Below are 18,112 nucleotides of genomic sequence, written 5' to 3'. Positions count from 1 at the left end.
ATCTCTTAAGATCTCTCAGAGATTCTCCTGAGAAGCCTAGGGATTTTAAAAATTACAAAAAAGGATATGCAACAGGCATACACCAATCCGGATTTAAAACCTCTTCAGAATTTAAAAAAAACAAAGAAAATCATAAAATGGTAAAGAAAAAATGAAGAAATTTAACTTCAAAAAGATTGGCATTCTGCTTGCGATGATGCTTGTTGCAGGTGCTGCTCTTGTAGGGCCGGTTAGTGCTTATGCTGAGACTCATGGATACTCTGATGCGGGTAGTTATGATGTATATGCTGGGGGGAATCTAATCGGAGGCAATGCGGCAACATATTATGTACAGGCTGGAACAACAGACAGTAGCACTGCATCTTATATTTATGTAAAGGCTGAAATATTTCATAATGGAAATGCTTTTGTAGATGATGTAACCGGAAGTCAGTTCAATACAAACTTCAAAGAAGCAAGTGAATTTACTAATCCAGGTTATACTATCAACAATCAACCCTTTTTTTCTATCATAAAATATTTTGATTATTGCTATAATTATTTTTCATATTTGGTGATATAATGAAAAAACAAATTTCAATTCCTATTATGGTTATTAGTATAATTTTTACAATTATGATATCGGGCTGCACAAGTATAAACACTGATTTGACTGATAACACACCAGCTACAGCAACTGCACCAACAGCCGCATTAACTGAAAAGCCAGTTGAAGCTAAAGCAGAACCACAGAAACCTTCACAGTTAGAAGATCTAAAACCCTCAGTTTCATGGAAGGATTTCTACCCGAATTATAATGAACAGACAAAACAAAAGCTGATTGAAAGTGCAAAAGATGAGATCGTAAGAGTGTTTCCTGATGTTGACAGATCAAAACTTGAAGGAAGCTGGCTGGATCATCAATATACATATTCAACCGGCACATATGGCTTACCGGTAATCAAATTTACAAACGTGGATGATACTTCTGATAAATATATCACAATTTACGGAAGTAAAAACATTGTTCAGATTCTTGTTGATCCCAGTACAAATGAGATTATAAACTATAAACCAGCGGGTTATAGCAGCCCGTCTTCAGGCATTGATAAGTCATTAACATTTGATGAAGGGATACAGAGATCAGAGAACATGTTGAAGAAAATAAAAGGAGAAAGTTATATTGATGAAAACAGTGCTAATCTGATTGTTGACAAAAGAGATAATTATGATAATTATCGCGGAGGCCTTATTACTTATTCAATTTATAGCAAATACAAGGGTATACCGTATTTAGGGAATGGAATTTCAGTCATGTATAATGCATATGCAGATAAGCTGTCACGATATTCTAATTCAATGACAAATCCTGATCTACTTAACGTTCTGACTACATTATCCCCGGTTCCTGATGTATCTCTTACTGAAGCTAAAAAAATATTTGAAACAAGACTGGCTGAGGAGTATCCTGGAGAAGATCTTGAGCTTAATTATGTTCCTCTTGATAGCTATCGTTATGGTGATTCGCTAATCTGGTTCAATGATTACAGCAGGTATGTTTTTGCTGATGATCCAAAACCTATCCCTCTAACATGGTATCTCCAGTTTAATGACAAAGAAATGCGGGAAGAAAATCCCAACAAGAGACAGGCTGTATTCGTTGATGCTCATACGGGTGAAATTGTTTCACTTATATATAGAGATATCAGAATTCCTGAACAAGATTCATAATTCACTAGTTTTTAAGGAACACTCGTAACCTTATTTTCTTTGATAAAATTAATTTAAAAAACAATATTCTTTTATTTTCACATTTTTTCTAGCAGATCCAACATGTAAATGATTTTACAACACATTTCTAAAAGCTCAGTCAGCAAAAAATGTGTAAAGTATTGTGGCGTAAGACGTTTAAATAAACACTTTCAAGTTTTAACCGGGGACAAGTGATGAGAGTACCAGTCTCTTCACCGTTCAAAAAGAAAATTTGGATATCTGTAAGTGTAAATTAATAGATCAAATTTACTTTATTTTACATTCACTTGTATATTTTCTTTTTGACTGAAAAACAAAAGTCCCCCATGCTGAAGGGATTTTGTACATCCGTCTTTAAAATCTCTTAAGATATCTCAGAGATAACCGGGGATTTTAAAAATTACAAAAAGGGATATGCACGAGGCATACACAAATCCGAATTTAAAATCTCTTCAGAATTTTAAAAAGCATAGAAAAAATCTTAAATCGGTTAAGAAAAAATGAAGAAATTTAATTTCAAAAAGGTTGGCATCCTTCTTTTGATGATGCTTGTTGCAGGTGCTGCTCTTGTAGGGCGTTATGTTTTCAATTACAAGCGGAAAAGATGATTTTATGAAGAAAAAATTTAAAAAAAAAAGAATTTTTATGATAGCCTTATGTTTATTCTTTACAGTTCTGGTTTCTGGATGTACGATTAATTCGAACCAGCCGGAGAACAATCAGGTTTTGTCGCCAGAATTAGTAGCAAATGAAACAATTCAACAGGTTATGTCAGAAAACACAAAACCAGTTGTATCATCGAAGGATTACTCTCCCGAATATGATGAACAGACAAAACAGGAACTGATAGAAAAGGCAAAAGATGAAATCGTAAGAATATTTCCCAATGTGGACAGTTCGACACTTGAAGGGAATTGGGAAGATCGTTACTCAAAATATTCCTATGTCGGAATTAATGGCCCTCCTGTAATTGTTTTCTATAACGTGGACGATACATCCGAAAAATTCCTGGAAACCCAAAAGATCAGATGGAAGGGACTTGAGCAAAATATTCAAAATAATATTGTGACTATCAAAGTTAGTCCGGTATCCGGAGATATAGTGTTTTATGGACCTCAATCCAGAGTCCCTCCTAAGAAAGAGGAGATAAGGGCTGTCTCTTTAAACGAAGCTGAAGAAAGAGCCCTGGAATTTATAAGGGAGGTAAAAGGAAACGATTTTGTTGAAGAAAATATGGATGAGTTTTCTCTCTATAAAGCAGATACAGATTCAACAATTGGCGATGGACTTTCTGTGTTACTGTACTATAAAATGTATCAGGATGTACCTTGCTTGAATGATCAGATATATGTTCATTATGACCTTATTGAAGACAGAGTCTTCAGATACTGGGATGAGTTAAAGGAACCTGAATTGATGAAGGATCTCATGACCCTTTCAGCAGTACCAACTATTCCGCTAGGCAAGGCGAAAAAAATCCTGGAAGATAAATTAAAAGAGAGCTATCCTGATGAAGAACTGAATATACAGTACTATAGTGAAAATGACCATGAAAACTCTCTCAACTGGTATGATCTAAATGAATTTGTTTATTCCAACAACCCAGAGCCAATAAGGCTGATATGGTACTTATCATTCAACGATAATGAGATGCGAAGACTAGATGCCCGGATGACAACTACTGCAATTATAAATGCACACACCGGTGAGATAATTTCCCTTTTATTCAGGGATCTCAGGATTTCATAAAATGGTTAATTTCCTTTATTTTAAAAGTTGTTTTGAAAATTATTCAATTAGACTTTCCGTTTGGCTTTTGACTTATAATCGTTTTATGAAATTAAAAAATAATAGGGAATTGTAAGATTGATCATGCCCGAATAAAAGGAAAGACGGGGGAAGAAGGGGGAAACAATGATAAAAACTGAAAATCTTGTAAAAGAGTATAACGAGAAAAAAGCTGTTGATAATCTCAATTTAGAGGTTGGAGACGGAGAAGTATTCGGCTTTTTAGGGCCGAACGGTGCGGGTAAGAGTACAACAATTCTTATGCTCACCGGAATGATTGAGCCGACATCGGGAAACTGCACAATTCAAGGCGTAAATGTTGCATTAAATCCTCTTAAAGGAAAAGAAATCTTAGGATATCTTCCTGAGGATGTCGGTTTTTACAAAAATCTCACCGGATATGAAAACCTCGATTACCTGGGTAAATTCTACCCCCTGACAAAAAGTGAGAGGGAAGAGAGAATCGAAATCCTCCTGAAAAGTGTAAGATTAAATGATGTGCCGCAAAAAGTTGGTGAATATTCACGTGGAATGAACCAGCGTCTTGGTCTTGCTCTTGCTTTACTAAATGACCCAAAAGTAGTAATTCTTGATGAACCGACTGCAAACCTTGATCCAGAAGGTGTATTAAGATACCGTGAGATAATAAAAAAACTTGAAAAAGAAGGTAAAACTGTCCTTATCTGTTCACATATCCTCTCAGAGGTTCGTGCGGTCTGCACAACACTTGGAATAATCTCGCAGGGAACACTCGTTGCAAGGGGCTCAGTTGAAGAGGTTGAGGATGAACTCATTTTACAGAGTAATACTTCTCAGAAGATTGTAATCAGATCTATAAACCCGGAAGTTTACAGCTTCATAGAATCAATATCAAACCCTGAAATATTAGGAGTTGAAAGAATTGAAAACGGAGTTGAAATCCGGGTAAAAAAAGACATCAGAGAATCTCTTGCAGAAGAGCTAAAAGACAAATGCTTCGGAATTACTGAGATGTACCTTGACAGGCCCGGTCTTGAAGATTTATTCCTTAAAGTATACAGGAGGGAGTAGAAATTGGACCTTACCCGCCTGGCAACAATCTCACATAAGGAAATGTCCGATCATATAACCAGCAGAAGATTCCTGTTAATTCTTGTAATAACCTGTCTTGTTCTAGGAATCGCGGCTGCAAATGGGGTTAACAACTACAATAATGCACTTGAAAGCTATAAAAACGGAGAAGTTGGTTTTTTGTTCTTTCCTTCAGTACTTAGAGCATTTGGAGAGATTACAAATTCCTTTGGTCTTTATGGCCTTGGAGCCGTTATTGGTATTGCAATAGGGTTTGATCTGATTTCAGGTGAAAGAGAAGGCAAAACATTAAAAACTATATTGTCCCGCCCCATGTATCGGGACGAACTTATAAACGGAAAAGCAATTGGGGGTATAGCCACTATTGGAATTATTTCTTTTCTTGGATTCTTGATTGTTGTTGCAATTTTACTCATACTTGGAATTGTTCCCTCTCTTGATGAAATATTTTTAATTGGTGTAATCTGGCTTCTTACAATGCTTTTTATGGCTTACAGTTTTTCACTTGCATTAATGTCATCTGTTCTTGCTAAAACAAGCAGCGGAGCACTTATTCTTTCAATTCTGATTTTTGTTACATTGACGTACATAATACCTGTAGGTGGAGGTGCATTTGGTTCGTCTCTTCTTCTTGGGGCAGAACCGTCAGATAGCAGTTATAATTCAGGCTCGCAGTTTCAAAAGGATTCTTTTGAAAGTATTCAGGCAGAATATGAACAAAAAAGGTTAGAAATTCACGATTTTTTTAATATGTTCTCAGTAAGAAGTGTGTATAATAATATTGCAAGTGCAATAACCCTGCCTTCTCATTACGTAATTACTGAAAAAATAGGACACGTTGATTTTGCACTTAATCCTGATCTTGCTGAAAATGTTGAAAAACCGACCTTTTGGGAGATTATCGGGGATAAATGGATCAAAATTATTGTCTTTATCATGTGGCCTGTTCTGTTCTTCTCTGTTGCGTATGTGAAATTTATGAGGATGGATCTGAGGTGAACTATGAATTTTAAGAGAATCACCCTGATTGGATTAAAAGAGTTTCAGGATCATGTAACCAGCCGGCGTTTTCTTGCACTTCTCTTCCTGATGCTTACAATCGCAGGAATATATGTGTTTAAGGATATCGTGAGTTATTTTGAAGACATTGAAAAATACAGTTCTGTTGGCTATTCTCTTTTTGGAATGCCCCGTGCCATGAATATATTCAGCGGAATAATGCTTGGGATTGCAGGCAGCTCAATATTCGGATCAATAATTGCGGTTGTACTCGGCTTTGACCTGATTACAAAAGAGAGAGAAACCGGTTCAATGAAAGCCATGCTTTCAGTTCCTGTCTACAGGGATGAAATTATAAACGGAAAAGCCCTGGGCGGAATTATTGCAATCATATTTGCAGTGACTGTTGTTTTTATGCTTACCCTTGGTCTTCTTCTCCTTTACGGCATAGTTCCGGGATTAGATGAACTGGTATTCATATTTGCATTCTGGCTTGTAACCATTCTTTACCTGACCGGAATTTTTGTTATGTCCGTTATGGTTTCGTCATTTTCCAGTACAAGTGGAATGTCGTTTATATATTCACTGCTGCTGCTTTTGATCCTGACAAGTGTAATATATTCAACAGGTAGTTTTGCAGTTGATGTAATAACAGGTCCCAGGCCGTCAATTAACATAGAAAATATGGATGCTTTGGAAATAAGTGAATTTTATGAGCAGTCAAATACCTACTATCAAAAACAGATGGAGCTTACAAACCTGGTTTTTTATGTGTCATATGATACCAATTACCGGAAACTCTCAACAGCCCTGACTGAACCAAAACGGTATATTCAGAATCAGGCAAACGGGCAGAATAATCCGGATTTTGAACCGGATATTTTAGATATGCTTGGTAGAGTATGGGGCAATATTCTCTTCTTAATAGCGTATCCTGTGGTCTTTTTCGGAATCGCATATGTCAGATTTATGAGGATGGATTTGCGGTGAAATTATCTGTCCGACTAATTTTCACCGCAAATATTTTTTTAGAGATATCTTTTTTTGTCTCTAATAAATATGGCATAAATAGTATTTTTATCTGTACGGCCGGAATTTTTCCTTAAATTAGGGATGTGAATTATATTTTTTGATGATATTCCCGTATTTTGAAAACACATTAAAAAAATCCCTCACAATAAAAAAATCCCAATAAAAAAATATGTAAAGTATTGTGGCGTAAGACGTTTAAATAAATACTTTCAAGTTTTAACCGGGGAACAGTGAGGAGAGTACCAGTCTCTTCATTGTTCAAAAAGAAAGTTTGGATCTGTAAGTGTAAATTAATAGATCAAATTTACTTTATTTTACACTCACTTGTATATTTTCTTTTTGGCTGAAAAACAAAAGCCCCCCGTGCTGAAGGGATTTTGTGCATCCGTCTTTAAAATCTCTTAAGATATCTCAGAGATACTCCTGTGATACTCTGGGATTTTTAAAATTACAAAAAGGGATATGCACGAGGCATACACAAATCCTAATTTAAAATCTCTTCAGAATTTAAAAAAGCATAGGAAAAATCTTAAATGGGTGAAGAAAAAATGAAGAAATTTAACTTCAAAAAAATTGGCATCCTCCTTGCGATGATGCTTGTTGCAGGTGCTGCTCTTGTCGGACCTGCTAGTGCAGTTGGTATTGATGCATTGGGTGGAGGTAGTTTTTCCGGTAGCGTAATTACTTATTACGGACAGGCGGGTTCTTTGTATGACAGTTTTGATCGTATAAGTGTAAGCGCTACTTTACTTAACAGTGGCGGGGGATCAGTAGCTAATACAGGAACTTACACATTATCAAACACAAATTTTGTTTCAACAAGTAGTCATTATTATTATTCTGCTATATCAGGTACATATTATACAGATAAAGTATATGCATCAAGTGTAGGTCCTGCTTACAGTGACACTGCTTATTTCAGAATTAATACTTAATTTTAATCCTTTTTTTAAATATGAGGGCATAAGTCAAACAATTACAATATGGAGGATATTGATGTTATGTTAATAAAATTTACACATTTGATCAAAAAAAACGGATGGATACCTTTTGTGCATCTGTTCTTATTTATACTGATGATATTTTTCTGCCTCTGTTCCGGTTGCACTTCCTGGACTAATAATGAAAATAATACCTTAGATAAAGGGACAGTTACTCCTGATGAATTAACCAATACTTATGATAAGAAACTGGATGAAACAGTTGCTCCTGAAAAAAGCACAGGAGAATCTAAAAGCTTAAAAGAAACCTTCCGTGGTTATAGCGAATATATTCTGGAATTATTCCCTGATTTTATTCCAAAAACAGTAGAAAATACTATTCCATGGGAAGGTGCAGACGCTACATTTCCAAATAAAACCATTTATACATATGAACATATCAAAACAAAGTCATCATCTACTGTATATACAGCAAGAATCAATGCTGAAACAGGTAAAATACGTACAGTATATAGATCCTCGGGCTTTGTTTATCCAGACGGCAGTGTCAATATCACATTTGATGATGCAGAATCTATTGCAAAGACCTTTATAACAAAGGCACTTGGAGAAAGCCCGGGAAATCTTTTTCCAGCTATAATTTCGTCGGGATATACAGAAAATCTTACAGAACTAAAGCAGAAAGGAAAAGCCCCGGAGATACTGGTACATTATCTGATTACTCATAACGAACTGCCTTGTCATGCAGCAACATTATTAGTTTTTATTGATTCTATTACCGGAAAAGTAGTGGAATGTCATTTTACTATTCCTGATCTTCAAAATCTTACATTTGCATCAGAAGTTCCTGACGTCACATTTGATGAAGCAAAAAAAATAGTTGAATCACAGATAAATGAAGAATATCCCGGTGAAGCACAAAATTTAGACATTACATGTAAAGATAAGACTGGTGGGATATACAAAGAAGAGAAATCTGGAACTGCAGATCCTTTTTGGGACACAGGAATGCCGGTCTACAGCGATAATACCTTACCTGTTCGTTTAATCTGGTTTTTGGAAATGGAATCGAAAACAGGTAATGTGGGAGATAATTCTTATTATAACTCGTATTCAATTGTTGATGCCCATACAGGAGAGGTTCTTCGCCTTAGTTACAAGGGTATTCAGATAGATTATCTTAAAAAATATTTCCAGTGAGGGGTTGTTTGTGATAATAACTTTAGAAATAAAAATTAAATTGAATAATTTCGGAGCAGGGGTTTTATGATCACAACCAGAAATCTAACAAAAGTTTACGGGGAAAAGGCAGCTGTAAATAATCTAAATCTTGAAGTTGGGGACGGTGAAGTATTCGGGTTTTTGGGCCCGAATGGTGCCGGAAAAAGTACGACAATTCTGATGCTTACAGGAATGATTGAGCCCACATCCGGAAACTGCCTTGTTGACGGGATAGATGTTGCACGAAATCCATTAAAAGCAAAAGAGATAATCGGTTATTTGCCTGAAGATGTGGGATTTTATGGGAATCTAACCGCTGAGCAGAATCTGGACTATGTTGGTAAGTTTTACCCTATGTCTTCTAAAATAAGAAGAGAAAGAATAGCTTCTCTTCTTGAACTTGTCAGGTTAAAGGACGTCACCCAGACTGTTGGTGGTTATTCCAGGGGAATGAACCAGCGCCTCGGCCTTGCACAGGCGCTTTTAAACGATCCTAAAGTGGTAATTCTTGACGAACCGACAGCCAATCTTGATCCGGAAGGAGTATTTCAGTTCAGAGAAATTATAAGGCAGCTGTCAGAAGAGGGAAAAACCATACTGATATGCTCCCATGTTTTGTCAGAAATAAAACAGGTCTGCAAAACCCTTGGGATATTGTCCCAGGGTGAACTTGTTGCAAGGGGATCGGTTGAAGAAGTTGAAAAACAGCTTATCGAAAAGAGTAAGATTCCATTAAAGATAATTTTAGAGACAAAAGAAACACTTCCTGAAATAAAAGATCCCAATATTGAGAAAATTGAGATTGATGGCAACCATGCTGTAATTTATACGCAGAAAGATATCAGAAATGAGCTGTCCGATCTGTTGAGAAAAGATTTCGGGATAATTGAGATGCATCTTGAGAGTCCTGCACTCGAAGAATTATTCTTAAATGTTTACAGGAGGGAGTGATGTTTTGAATGCCGATAGAGTTCTTATTGTTGCGAAAAAGGAGTTCATTGGTAACCTTGTAAGCAGAAAATTTTTTCTTCTTCTCCTTCTCCTTTCACTTGCAGTTGGAATTGGTGCATTTGACGGGATAAATGAATATTATAATGCTCTTGAATTATATAAGTCCGGAAACGATCAGATATTCCAGATCCCCCCGACACCGGTGATTATATTTGGAAATATAACTGAAAATCTGGGATATTATGGTTTTGGGGCAATAGTTGCCATAGCACTGGGTTTTAACCTAATTTCAGGTGAGAGAGAGTCAGGTTCATTAAAATCTCTTCTTTCACATCCGGTCTATCGTGATGAGGTGATAAATGGAAAAGCCCTTGGCGGAATAATCTCATTGATATTTGCAGAAACAATAGTATTTGTAATTATATTTGCGTTAATGCTTCTCGGTGGAATTGTTCCGGATATAAATTCTTTAGGAAAAATCTGTGTAATCTGGTTTTTGATCTTGTTATTTCTCATTGCTAACTTTTCTCTTGCATTAATGGCCTCGGCAGTTTGCAAAAGCAGCAGTGGAGCTTTGATTATTTCCCTGTTTATACTTTTTGTAGTATCATATCTGCTTCCTGTTGCCGGACCTGAACTGCTGAGTCATCTGGTTCTTGGAGATGAACCAAAAACTGTCTACCTGGCTGATGGATCTGATATGTCAGCCAGTGAACTTCAGTATTACCAGGATCTAAGAATCGAATACCTCAATCAAAAAATGGCTATGAATGATGCTTTCTCAGTATTTTCAATACAAAGGGTTTTTTCAGGACTGACAGAACCGTTTACAAGAACAACCTCCTATCTGTATCGCCTGAATATGGCCGGGGGAGATAATCTGAATCTTCTGGCAGAGGAGCCTTCTGTTTATGAAATACTGGGAGATGTCTGGCTAAAAATATCTGCTTTGGTTATGTTTCCGGTCATTTTTTTTGGGATTGCATATGTGCGGTTTATGAGACTTGATCTGAGGTGAGGGAGGTTGTTAAATTGAATGTTGAAAGATTAATTACAGTTGCAAAAAAAGAATTTTTTGATCAGGTTTCGGGCAGAAAGTTTCTCATACTTTTTGCTATGCTTGTTATTATCGCCGGAGTTTCAGTAATTAGTGAAGTTCAGACCTATAATAATGAACTGGAATCATATGCCAATTCCGGAAGTACATATATCGATGAGAACGGGGTCATGCATTATGGGGGAGCTATGTACAATCCTTCTCCTGTGAATATTTATTATGGGATTGTCTCCGGACTTGGGGGCTATATTTTTGGCCCTCTTATTGCAATTGCAGCCGGTTTTAATCTGATTACAAAAGAGAGGGAATCAGGATCAATAAAATCTGTACTTTCACATCCTCTCTATAGGGATGAACTGATCAATGGAAAGGCAATTGGTGGTATTGCAGCATTGTCTTTTGCTACTGTTGGTCTTTTTGTTATTGTTACTGCCTCGCTTCTTTTATTGAGTATAGTTCCTTCAATGGATGATTTTATCTCAATTTCAGGATTATGTGCAGTGACAATTATTTTCCTTACAGGTATTTTTGCAATGGCCCTTATGGTCTCGTCACTGACAAAAAACAGCGGAACATCACTGATTTATTCGCTGATATTATTTTTTATTTTTACATATATTGCATCCATTATTGCACCTTCTGTAAGTATTCTGATACTTGGTCCGGAACCGTCATCTGTTGATAATAATGGATTTGGTTTTGCAAATCTCGAAGAGGAAAGAAAATATTACACCAATCAAAAAATGATTGAAAATACTATAGAATATCTTTCGATAAAAAATAATTATTACACCATTGGAACAGCTTTGACAAAACCCTCATTTTTTTGGGCTTTTAAAGGTGCTGATGAATTTCAGTTTCTTGATTATTCACAGATGGGAATTGATTTTGATGATATCTTTGGAAAGATATGGGGCAATTTACTGATTTTAATTGCGTATCCTGTGGTCTTTTTCGGAATCGCATATGTCAGGTTTATGAGGATGGATTTGCGGTGACAATTTTTTCATGGAAATATAAAAACAGATTAACTTCATCAAATTTTTATCCATCTCAATTTAGGTATTCCTAATTAAAATAGTTGAATTGAACTAAACTCCAGATTCTTTCTCAAAATATACCCCGCCATGCTTTTTGAAGATCATAATCAGAGACATATTCAATTACATGGTGAGAGGTATTTATGGTCTATTATTCTCATATTAAAATCTATTATCAGGGGGACTTGGCTTAATGTGGGGCATAGCAAAGATAAAAAAAATATTTCCGTTAATTTCTGTATTTTTTATTATTGCTTCATTATCAGTTGTTGTCTTTGCATCAGCCGGAGAACCGGTACTCTTCAGTGAAGGGCATTCATATGATCCTTATGTCAGTGGGGATTATATTGTATATACTGACTTTAAGGATGACCCTTTTGGAAGGGAGCCTGTGTGGGGCAGATATGGAATAGTCAGAGGAAAACCAGGATTTCGCCCTATCCCGATAGGAAATACATATCTGTATAATATATCCTCTAATGAAACAAGTCCTGTTTACAAAAGCGTATGCAGAAGCAGTTTTCCATGGATTGAAGATGATACAGTATATTGGTATGAGGACAGATTTTCTCCTGCATATTATGATCCGGGGGATCCAAACCCTGCTGATCTCTTTATATATTCAGTTCCAATTGAGCGGATAAATCCACAGACAGCAGAGAATTATTCGCTGTTGAAACCGGATGTTTCTCCCGGAAGAGAAATCCTTTATGGTTTTAATGAAATTAAAAGGCCGGAGTTTTCTTCAAATCTGACTGAAGTTGTTCAGGGTGATACCGGCACATCTGATCTCTATATGTACTACATCGATCCGGATTCCGGTAACAAAACCCTGCTGGCATCCGGGCCCTATCTAGAATATGCATGCCCTCAGCTTTATGGAGACAGGATTTTCTGGGAGGACTGCCGTTTGGGCTATTCACAGATTTATATGTTTGATCTAAAAGGAAACCAAGAATACCTGATTGCTCCACAGTATTTTTCACAATATGACTGCTCCGTTGATGGCAATATTGTGGCATGGACCACATATGGCGGAGACCTCTATTATACAAATATCTCCGGAATGGTTGAGGAGAAAACTCCCGAAAAAAACCTAAAACAAACAAAACCAATAAAATCCGGAAACCACCTCCTTTTTTTCCGGTTTTGCTTTTTGCTTTATCACTTTTCAGGATAATGAGAACCAGGGCATGAAGGTTTCGAATTAACGCCTGAAAAGACAAAAAATGCACTCACAAAATATGAGCATAAATATTTTGAAAACGACAAAAAATCCTCTATAAAGTCAGGAACAACCTAATATTCTTTTAGAAATATTATGTTCTTTTTGAAAACGGGGAAATTGTTTATTCATACACTGTATCAGAAGACAGACAAATTGAAACAACCATAAATAAGGGATTTCCTTTACAAAAAGACACCTCTAAGACGGTCCGGAAATAAGTTTAAATAATATAATACTGAGAATATGAAAAAAAGGTGTCATCTATGAAATCCAGTTACCTGACAATTTTTGTTATATTTTTATGTATTTCCTGCTGCATTATTGCCGGCTGTACATCAGATTCAAATTTAAAGGCAAACAACAATTCAGACGAACAAAAGGTTTCAAAAATTGTTATCGGAGCAAAACCATTTAATGAGCAGTATATTCTTTCAGAAATGGTTGCAATCCTCCTTGAAGACAAAGGCTTTGATACGGAAATCAAATCCGGAATGAATGATGCAACATTATATGAAGGAATAAAAAGAGGGCAGATTGATATTTATATCGAATATACCGGGACAGCCTATTCACAACTCCTGAAATTAGAACCGCTTGAAACATGGGATACTGATACAGTCTATTCAAAAGTCAATGAAGGCTTAAAAGAAAACGGGATAACTCCTCTTTTTAAGATCGGATTTCGTGACGACTATGCTATTGCCGTAAAAAAAGACTGGGCAGAAGATAATAATGTTAACACAATCGAGGATCTGATCACCTTTGCACCGGATATGACATTCGGAAGCGATCTTGTTTTCCATGAAAGGGAAGATGGTCTTTTAAGATTAAAAGAAGTTTATAACATCGAATTTATGGATATAAAGCCGATGTCGCCAACTCTGATGTATGAGGCAATTGACAAAGATCAGGTGAGTGCAATTCCTCCATATACCACCGATGCAAGGGTCACCCTTTATAATCTGAAAATATTAGAGGACAACAAAGCTGCAATGCCACCTTATGAGACCATGCTTCTGATAAGAAGCGAACTCGCTGAAAACAAAGAGATAGTCTCAGCACTGAATGTTTTAAATGAAAGAATTGATACCGATAAAATGAGGGAACTGAATCTGGAATTTGATATTGACAAAAAAGATGCAAACGACATTGCAAAAAGGTACCTGATGTCAGAAGGCCTGATATCAAATCAATAAAATTTTTTGAAAATGAAAGTTACATTTTAATCAGACAGTGACTGAAATATTATTGTCATGCACATTTTTTTGAAAAATAATTCTCCAAATAAATGAGATGTTTGATTATATTATAAATTATAATTGCATATATTCTGGCAAATTTTAATTAATGAAAAAAACCCTTTTTCAAATAAGAGGTGCATGTGAGATCAAAACGTCTCTTTGACAGAATTGAAGAGATCAAAATAAGTAATCTGTCAAAAAAATACGGAGATAATTTTGCAGTTGATGATTTAAATCTGGATATCAGGGGCGGAGAACTTCTAATATTAATCGGAGGGTCAGGTGCAGGGAAAACAACAGCTCTCAAAATGATTAACCGCCTTATTGTTCCGGACTCCGGGCATATAGAGATAAACGGACTCAACATAGCAGACTTAAACGAAGTTGAACTTAGAAGAAATATTGGATACGTTATCCAGCAGATTGGCCTTTTCCCCCACATGACTGTAAAAGACAACATTGGTCTTTTGCCCAAAATTGAAAAATGGAAATCGGGTGAAATAACCAAAAAAGTAGAAGAGCTTCTTGAACTTGTGGATCTTCCGCCGGACTATTTTATTAACCGCTATCCAAAAGAACTCTCAGGCGGACAACAGCAGAGAATAGGTCTTGCAAGGGCTCTGGTAATGGACCCGCCCCTGCTACTCATGGATGAACCCTTCGGGGCACTTGATCCTATACTTCGAAAACAGCTGCAGGATGAATTTCTTGAAATTAAAAAAAATATAGGGAGAACAATTATTTTAGTAACACATGACATAAACGAAGCCTTCAAACTTGGAGACCGGATTGGAATAATGCATGACTCTAAATTAATCCAGACCGGGACTCCTGAAGAGCTTATTTTCAATCCAAAAAACAGTATTGTATCGGGCCTTGTGGAGGCTGACAAAAAATTCAGGCATATTGAAAGCATGAAGGTAAAAGATCTGGTTTCTCCGGTTTTAAGGAAATATTACTATGAATCCTCTCAAAATTGTGAAACTGCACTTGACAATATGATAAAAGATGATATTCATATAGCAATTGTCATGGAAAACGGGGATTATCGGGGTATTGTAATGAGAAGGGAGCTCTATCCGTTAAAAAAAACTGATACGACTCTTGCCGATCAATTAACAGATTTACCGGTTTTCTCCCCGGAAGACGATGCTATGGCTGCACTAAGAGAAATTAAAAAAATAAAAGCCCCGTTTGGGCTTTCTATGGATAAGGGGACTGTTTTTGGGTTTTTAATACCGGATGAGATTATGATGCGGCTGATATAATGTGAGAGGTTGTGTTTTATGGTTTTTGGAGATATCATAGAGATATGGAACAGCTACAGCCTGACAGAAAGAACCCTTGAACACCTCTCAATGTTTTTTACAGCCATCTTTTTTGCAATATTAATCGGGATACTGCTGGGAATGTTTTTGTTCAAAAATGAGAGATTTGCATTTTCAACCCTGAATTTTCTTAATATTCTGGAAACTTTCCCTGATATTGCACTTTTAATTCTCCTGCTTCCTCTTGTCGGGATTGGTGAAATCCCCACCATTATCGCATGTGTTATTTATTCAGTTCTGCCGGTTTCACGAAATGTGTACACCGGACTTAAACATGTTGATTCAGCTTTTCTGGAGATAGCACGGGCAATCGGTTTTAAGGATAATGAGATTCTCTATAAAATCAGGCTGCCTCTTGCCATGCCTATGATAGCCGGGGGAATAAGGATTGCAATTGTCTTTACAATGGGTATAGTAACTCTCGGGGGAATATTTGGTGCGGGGGGTCTTGGTGCACCTCTTCAGACCGGAATCAACCTGATAAGGCCGGATATAATATATGTTGCAGGGATATGGGTTGGCATTCTGGCTGTCATTCTTGATGGTTTTGCAGGATTTATTGAAAAATATCTCACCCGGAGGTATGGAACATGGCAGTCCTGATGACTATTTGGGGGGCGGCAGTTCAACAGATTTTGCTTGTGTATACTGCATTATTAATCAGTGTTGTTCTTGGAATATTTCTCGCGGTTATTTCATTATACAGCAAGATATTTGCAAAGACAATAATGACTTTTGCAAATCTTGCACAGGCAGTACCCACATTTGCCATTGTGGCAATCGTTGTACCTCTTATCGGAATCGGATTCTGGCCTGCAATTATTGCAATTATGCTCAGGGCATTGCTTCCGATTGTCAAAAATACATGGATAGGTCTTTCTGATATTGATTATTCTCTTATTGATTCCGGAATGGGAAGCGGGCTTACAGACTGGCAGATTATAAAGTATATCAGATTTCCATATGCTTATCCGGCAATATTCTCCGGAGTCAAGTTTGCAGCCATACTTGCAAACAGTATTGCAATACTCACTGCGATTATCGGCAGCGGAGGACTTGGATCAATAATATTTGAAGGGCTTGCAAATATGAATATTTCAAAAATGATGTCAGCGGTAATTCCTGCAATCATTATTGCATTGTTTTTGGAGTTCTCACTGACATACCTTGAAAAGAAAGTGGTTTCCCCGGGACTAACACAGGATACATGAATCGTACGATGAAATTTAAGCCCTCTCGTGTTAATAACAAGAAAAAGCAGTCCGTTTTTTGCATCAATCATATTTGTTTAATTTAAATCACGACATCATTTCATAAAATCCCAAATTCTCAAAATCTGGTAAAAAAATGCTGAATTAAAAAAATTATAAAAAAATTTTCTGTAAAAATATCATAAACACAAATAATAGTTTTTAAGAAATCAAAGATCCAATATATACAGGCACAATAAATTGCTGATATAGTGTAGGGGCCAATCATGCCGGCCTTTCACGCCGGCGACTGGGGTTCAAATCCCCATATCAGCACTCGTTTTTTAGGTCTTTTATTATGGATTTAACCAGAAATGCTGTTAATCTAATTTCAATTAATTTCAAAAAGTGAAGATACTTATTCTGGTGAAATTACTGATTTTAAGTTTATATTTTTTAAAAATCCAAAAAAGAAAAAAAATTATATTATTGCTTTATTTTATTTTTCGTCCTGTGGATTAACATAATATCCAATCCCTGGAAAATCCTTCACCTGTGGGAATATTTTGTAATTGTCCTGTGCCTGTATTGTAATATTTGGAATTTCAATTTTGAATTTTTGTTCCGGGAACCAGTATGTTCCGTCGCCGTTGTTATATGATCTGATATTTACCTTAAATGATGCATGGTCCATGTCCACATTATCAAATGTGTAATCATCATAACCAAAAATCTCTGATAATTTATCTTTAAGATCTCCTTTTCCCAAAAGCAAAACCAGAAACTGAACATTTTCATCGACTGAATAATCGACCTCAAAACCGGCTTTATTGAAATCCAATACTGTAATATTGACTGACTCAATTGTTACATAGCTGTACCTTCCCGGTTCACCTGCCATAGCCGGAGCTGATAATGAAATAACCAGCATCAGAAGGACAAGAAAGGATACTTTTCTCATAAGTTTATTTATTGCTGTTTAACTGATAAATTGTTTCTGATCAAAAAAAGAAATTTGTCTAGATTTTAGACAAAGTGATTTCAATACTTGATACGTTTGTCTTGCCGCTTTCTGTGTCAACAATTTCAGTCGATGTAATGATCTCTGATTTGGTGACATTTTCCAAAAAGCGATTCATGGCAATCTCAGTTGTATCGACAGCGCGTGAAATCGCTTTACCCCGGGCTTTTACGGAAACCTCTTCCGCCCCCTGATTAAATTGTGTAACAACTGCTAGAACATAATTCATTACCGGTTTGTTACCGACGAATACTGTATTATCTGACATTTTGT

Annotated in this window: 18 protein-coding genes and 1 tRNA gene; 17 read left to right on the top strand and 2 right to left on the bottom strand. The window is 36.3% G+C overall.

Going from position 1 to position 18,112, the window contains the following annotated elements; genetic code table 11:
- Positions 1-151: 151 nt before the first annotated feature.
- From F1737_RS05940 to F1737_RS05860, 17 genes are all read left to right on the top strand, one after another.
- Positions 152-562: a hypothetical protein gene (locus F1737_RS05940; RefSeq protein ID WP_317135686.1), complete on the top strand. Its 411-nt coding sequence runs from the start codon at positions 152-154 to the stop codon at positions 560-562.
- Positions 562-1,710 (top strand): hypothetical protein, encoded by a 1,149-nt coding sequence (locus tag F1737_RS05935; protein ID WP_317135685.1) that lies wholly within the window; start codon positions 562-564, stop codon positions 1,708-1,710. The genes F1737_RS05940 and F1737_RS05935 overlap by 1 nt, the downstream gene beginning before the upstream one ends.
- A gap of 633 nt (positions 1,711-2,343) precedes the next feature.
- On the top strand, positions 2,344-3,480 hold the full coding sequence (locus F1737_RS05930; RefSeq protein WP_317135684.1) for a hypothetical protein: 1,137 nt from the start codon (positions 2,344-2,346) through the stop codon (positions 3,478-3,480).
- Between the two features lie 165 nt (positions 3,481-3,645).
- Entirely contained in the window at positions 3,646-4,569 is a 924-nt protein-coding gene (locus tag F1737_RS05925; protein ID WP_317137856.1) for an ABC transporter ATP-binding protein, read from the top strand.
- A gap of 3 nt (positions 4,570-4,572) precedes the next feature.
- Entirely contained in the window at positions 4,573-5,589 is a 1,017-nt protein-coding gene (locus F1737_RS05920; RefSeq protein WP_317137855.1) for an ABC transporter permease, read from the top strand.
- Positions 5,590-5,592: 3 nt separating this feature from the next.
- Positions 5,593-6,579: an ABC transporter permease subunit gene (locus tag F1737_RS05915; RefSeq protein WP_317137854.1), complete on the top strand. Its 987-nt coding sequence runs from the start codon at positions 5,593-5,595 to the stop codon at positions 6,577-6,579.
- A 575-nt stretch (positions 6,580-7,154) separates the two neighbouring features.
- Positions 7,155-7,556 (top strand): hypothetical protein, encoded by a 402-nt coding sequence (locus tag F1737_RS05910; protein ID WP_317137853.1) that lies wholly within the window; start codon positions 7,155-7,157, stop codon positions 7,554-7,556.
- A gap of 48 nt (positions 7,557-7,604) precedes the next feature.
- Complete coding sequence (locus tag F1737_RS05905) at positions 7,605-8,762, top strand: hypothetical protein (RefSeq protein WP_317137852.1); 1,158 nt, start codon at positions 7,605-7,607, stop codon at positions 8,760-8,762.
- A gap of 66 nt (positions 8,763-8,828) precedes the next feature.
- Positions 8,829-9,734 carry an ABC transporter ATP-binding protein gene (locus tag F1737_RS05900; protein ID WP_317137851.1) on the top strand — a complete coding sequence of 302 codons (906 nt, stop codon included), beginning with the start codon at positions 8,829-8,831 and terminating at the stop codon, positions 9,732-9,734.
- A 4-nt stretch (positions 9,735-9,738) separates the two neighbouring features.
- Positions 9,739-10,752 (top strand): ABC transporter permease, encoded by a 1,014-nt coding sequence (locus F1737_RS05895; RefSeq protein WP_317137850.1) that lies wholly within the window; start codon positions 9,739-9,741, stop codon positions 10,750-10,752.
- Between the two features lie 14 nt (positions 10,753-10,766).
- Positions 10,767-11,789 carry an ABC transporter permease subunit gene (locus F1737_RS05890; RefSeq protein ID WP_317137849.1) on the top strand — a complete coding sequence of 341 codons (1,023 nt, stop codon included), beginning with the start codon at positions 10,767-10,769 and terminating at the stop codon, positions 11,787-11,789.
- A 235-nt stretch (positions 11,790-12,024) separates the two neighbouring features.
- Positions 12,025-13,011: a TolB family protein gene (locus F1737_RS05885; RefSeq protein WP_317137848.1), complete on the top strand. Its 987-nt coding sequence runs from the start codon at positions 12,025-12,027 to the stop codon at positions 13,009-13,011.
- Between the two features lie 311 nt (positions 13,012-13,322).
- On the top strand, positions 13,323-14,255 hold the full coding sequence (locus F1737_RS05880; protein ID WP_317137847.1) for a glycine betaine ABC transporter substrate-binding protein: 933 nt from the start codon (positions 13,323-13,325) through the stop codon (positions 14,253-14,255).
- Between the two features lie 185 nt (positions 14,256-14,440).
- On the top strand, positions 14,441-15,568 hold the full coding sequence (locus F1737_RS05875) for an ABC transporter ATP-binding protein (protein ID WP_317137846.1): 1,128 nt from the start codon (positions 14,441-14,443) through the stop codon (positions 15,566-15,568).
- Positions 15,569-15,586: 18 nt separating this feature from the next.
- A complete protein-coding gene (locus tag F1737_RS05870; RefSeq protein ID WP_317137845.1) occupies positions 15,587-16,231 on the top strand; it encodes an ABC transporter permease in 645 nt (214 codons plus the stop codon).
- Positions 16,219-16,839, top strand: coding sequence for an ABC transporter permease (locus tag F1737_RS05865; RefSeq protein ID WP_317137844.1), 621 nt, complete (start codon positions 16,219-16,221; stop codon positions 16,837-16,839). The genes F1737_RS05870 and F1737_RS05865 overlap by 13 nt, the downstream gene beginning before the upstream one ends.
- Positions 16,840-17,081: 242 nt before the next feature.
- Positions 17,082-17,154: transfer RNA gene (locus F1737_RS05860), tRNA-Glu, on the top strand.
- A 163-nt stretch (positions 17,155-17,317) separates the two neighbouring features.
- Here the strand turns inward: F1737_RS05860 and F1737_RS05855 are convergent.
- Positions 17,318-17,779 carry a hypothetical protein gene (locus F1737_RS05855; protein ID WP_317137843.1) on the bottom strand — a complete coding sequence of 154 codons (462 nt, stop codon included), beginning with the start codon at positions 17,777-17,779 and terminating at the stop codon, positions 17,318-17,320.
- A gap of 58 nt (positions 17,780-17,837) precedes the next feature.
- On the bottom strand, positions 17,838-18,107 hold the full coding sequence (gene albA / locus F1737_RS05850) for a DNA-binding protein Alba (RefSeq protein WP_317137842.1): 270 nt from the start codon (positions 18,105-18,107) through the stop codon (positions 17,838-17,840).
- Positions 18,108-18,112 lie beyond the last annotated feature (5 nt).

This window comes from Methanoplanus sp. FWC-SCC4 (assembly GCF_032878975.1).
GTDB lineage: Archaea > Halobacteriota > Methanomicrobia > Methanomicrobiales > Methanomicrobiaceae > Methanochimaera > Methanochimaera problematica.
This window is presented reverse-complemented; position numbering and strand designations above follow the sequence as displayed.

What these genes read in the sequence shown, in the direction of transcription:
- F1737_RS05940 (WP_317135686.1), top strand. Translation starts at nt 152, where the DNA reads ATGAAGAAATTTAACTTCAAAAAGATTGGCATTCTGCTTGCGATGATG.
- F1737_RS05865 (WP_317137844.1), top strand. Translation starts at nt 16,219, where the DNA reads ATGGCAGTCCTGATGACTATTTGGGGGGCGGCAGTTCAACAGATTTTG.
- F1737_RS05935 (WP_317135685.1), top strand. Translation starts at nt 562, where the DNA reads ATGAAAAAACAAATTTCAATTCCTATTATGGTTATTAGTATAATTTTT.
- F1737_RS05885 (WP_317137848.1), top strand. Translation starts at nt 12,025, where the DNA reads ATGTGGGGCATAGCAAAGATAAAAAAAATATTTCCGTTAATTTCTGTA.
- F1737_RS05905 (WP_317137852.1), top strand. Translation starts at nt 7,605, where the DNA reads ATGGAGGATATTGATGTTATGTTAATAAAATTTACACATTTGATCAAA.
- albA (WP_317137842.1), bottom strand. Translation starts at nt 18,107, where the DNA reads ATGTCAGATAATACAGTATTCGTCGGTAACAAACCGGTAATGAATTAT.
- F1737_RS05870 (WP_317137845.1), top strand. Translation starts at nt 15,587, where the DNA reads ATGGTTTTTGGAGATATCATAGAGATATGGAACAGCTACAGCCTGACA.
- F1737_RS05880 (WP_317137847.1), top strand. Translation starts at nt 13,323, where the DNA reads ATGAAATCCAGTTACCTGACAATTTTTGTTATATTTTTATGTATTTCC.
- F1737_RS05855 (WP_317137843.1), bottom strand. Translation starts at nt 17,779, where the DNA reads ATGAGAAAAGTATCCTTTCTTGTCCTTCTGATGCTGGTTATTTCATTA.
- F1737_RS05900 (WP_317137851.1), top strand. Translation starts at nt 8,829, where the DNA reads ATGATCACAACCAGAAATCTAACAAAAGTTTACGGGGAAAAGGCAGCT.
- F1737_RS05930 (WP_317135684.1), top strand. Translation starts at nt 2,344, where the DNA reads ATGAAGAAAAAATTTAAAAAAAAAAGAATTTTTATGATAGCCTTATGT.
- F1737_RS05925 (WP_317137856.1), top strand. Translation starts at nt 3,646, where the DNA reads ATGATAAAAACTGAAAATCTTGTAAAAGAGTATAACGAGAAAAAAGCT.
- F1737_RS05915 (WP_317137854.1), top strand. Translation starts at nt 5,593, where the DNA reads ATGAATTTTAAGAGAATCACCCTGATTGGATTAAAAGAGTTTCAGGAT.
- F1737_RS05910 (WP_317137853.1), top strand. Translation starts at nt 7,155, where the DNA reads ATGGGTGAAGAAAAAATGAAGAAATTTAACTTCAAAAAAATTGGCATC.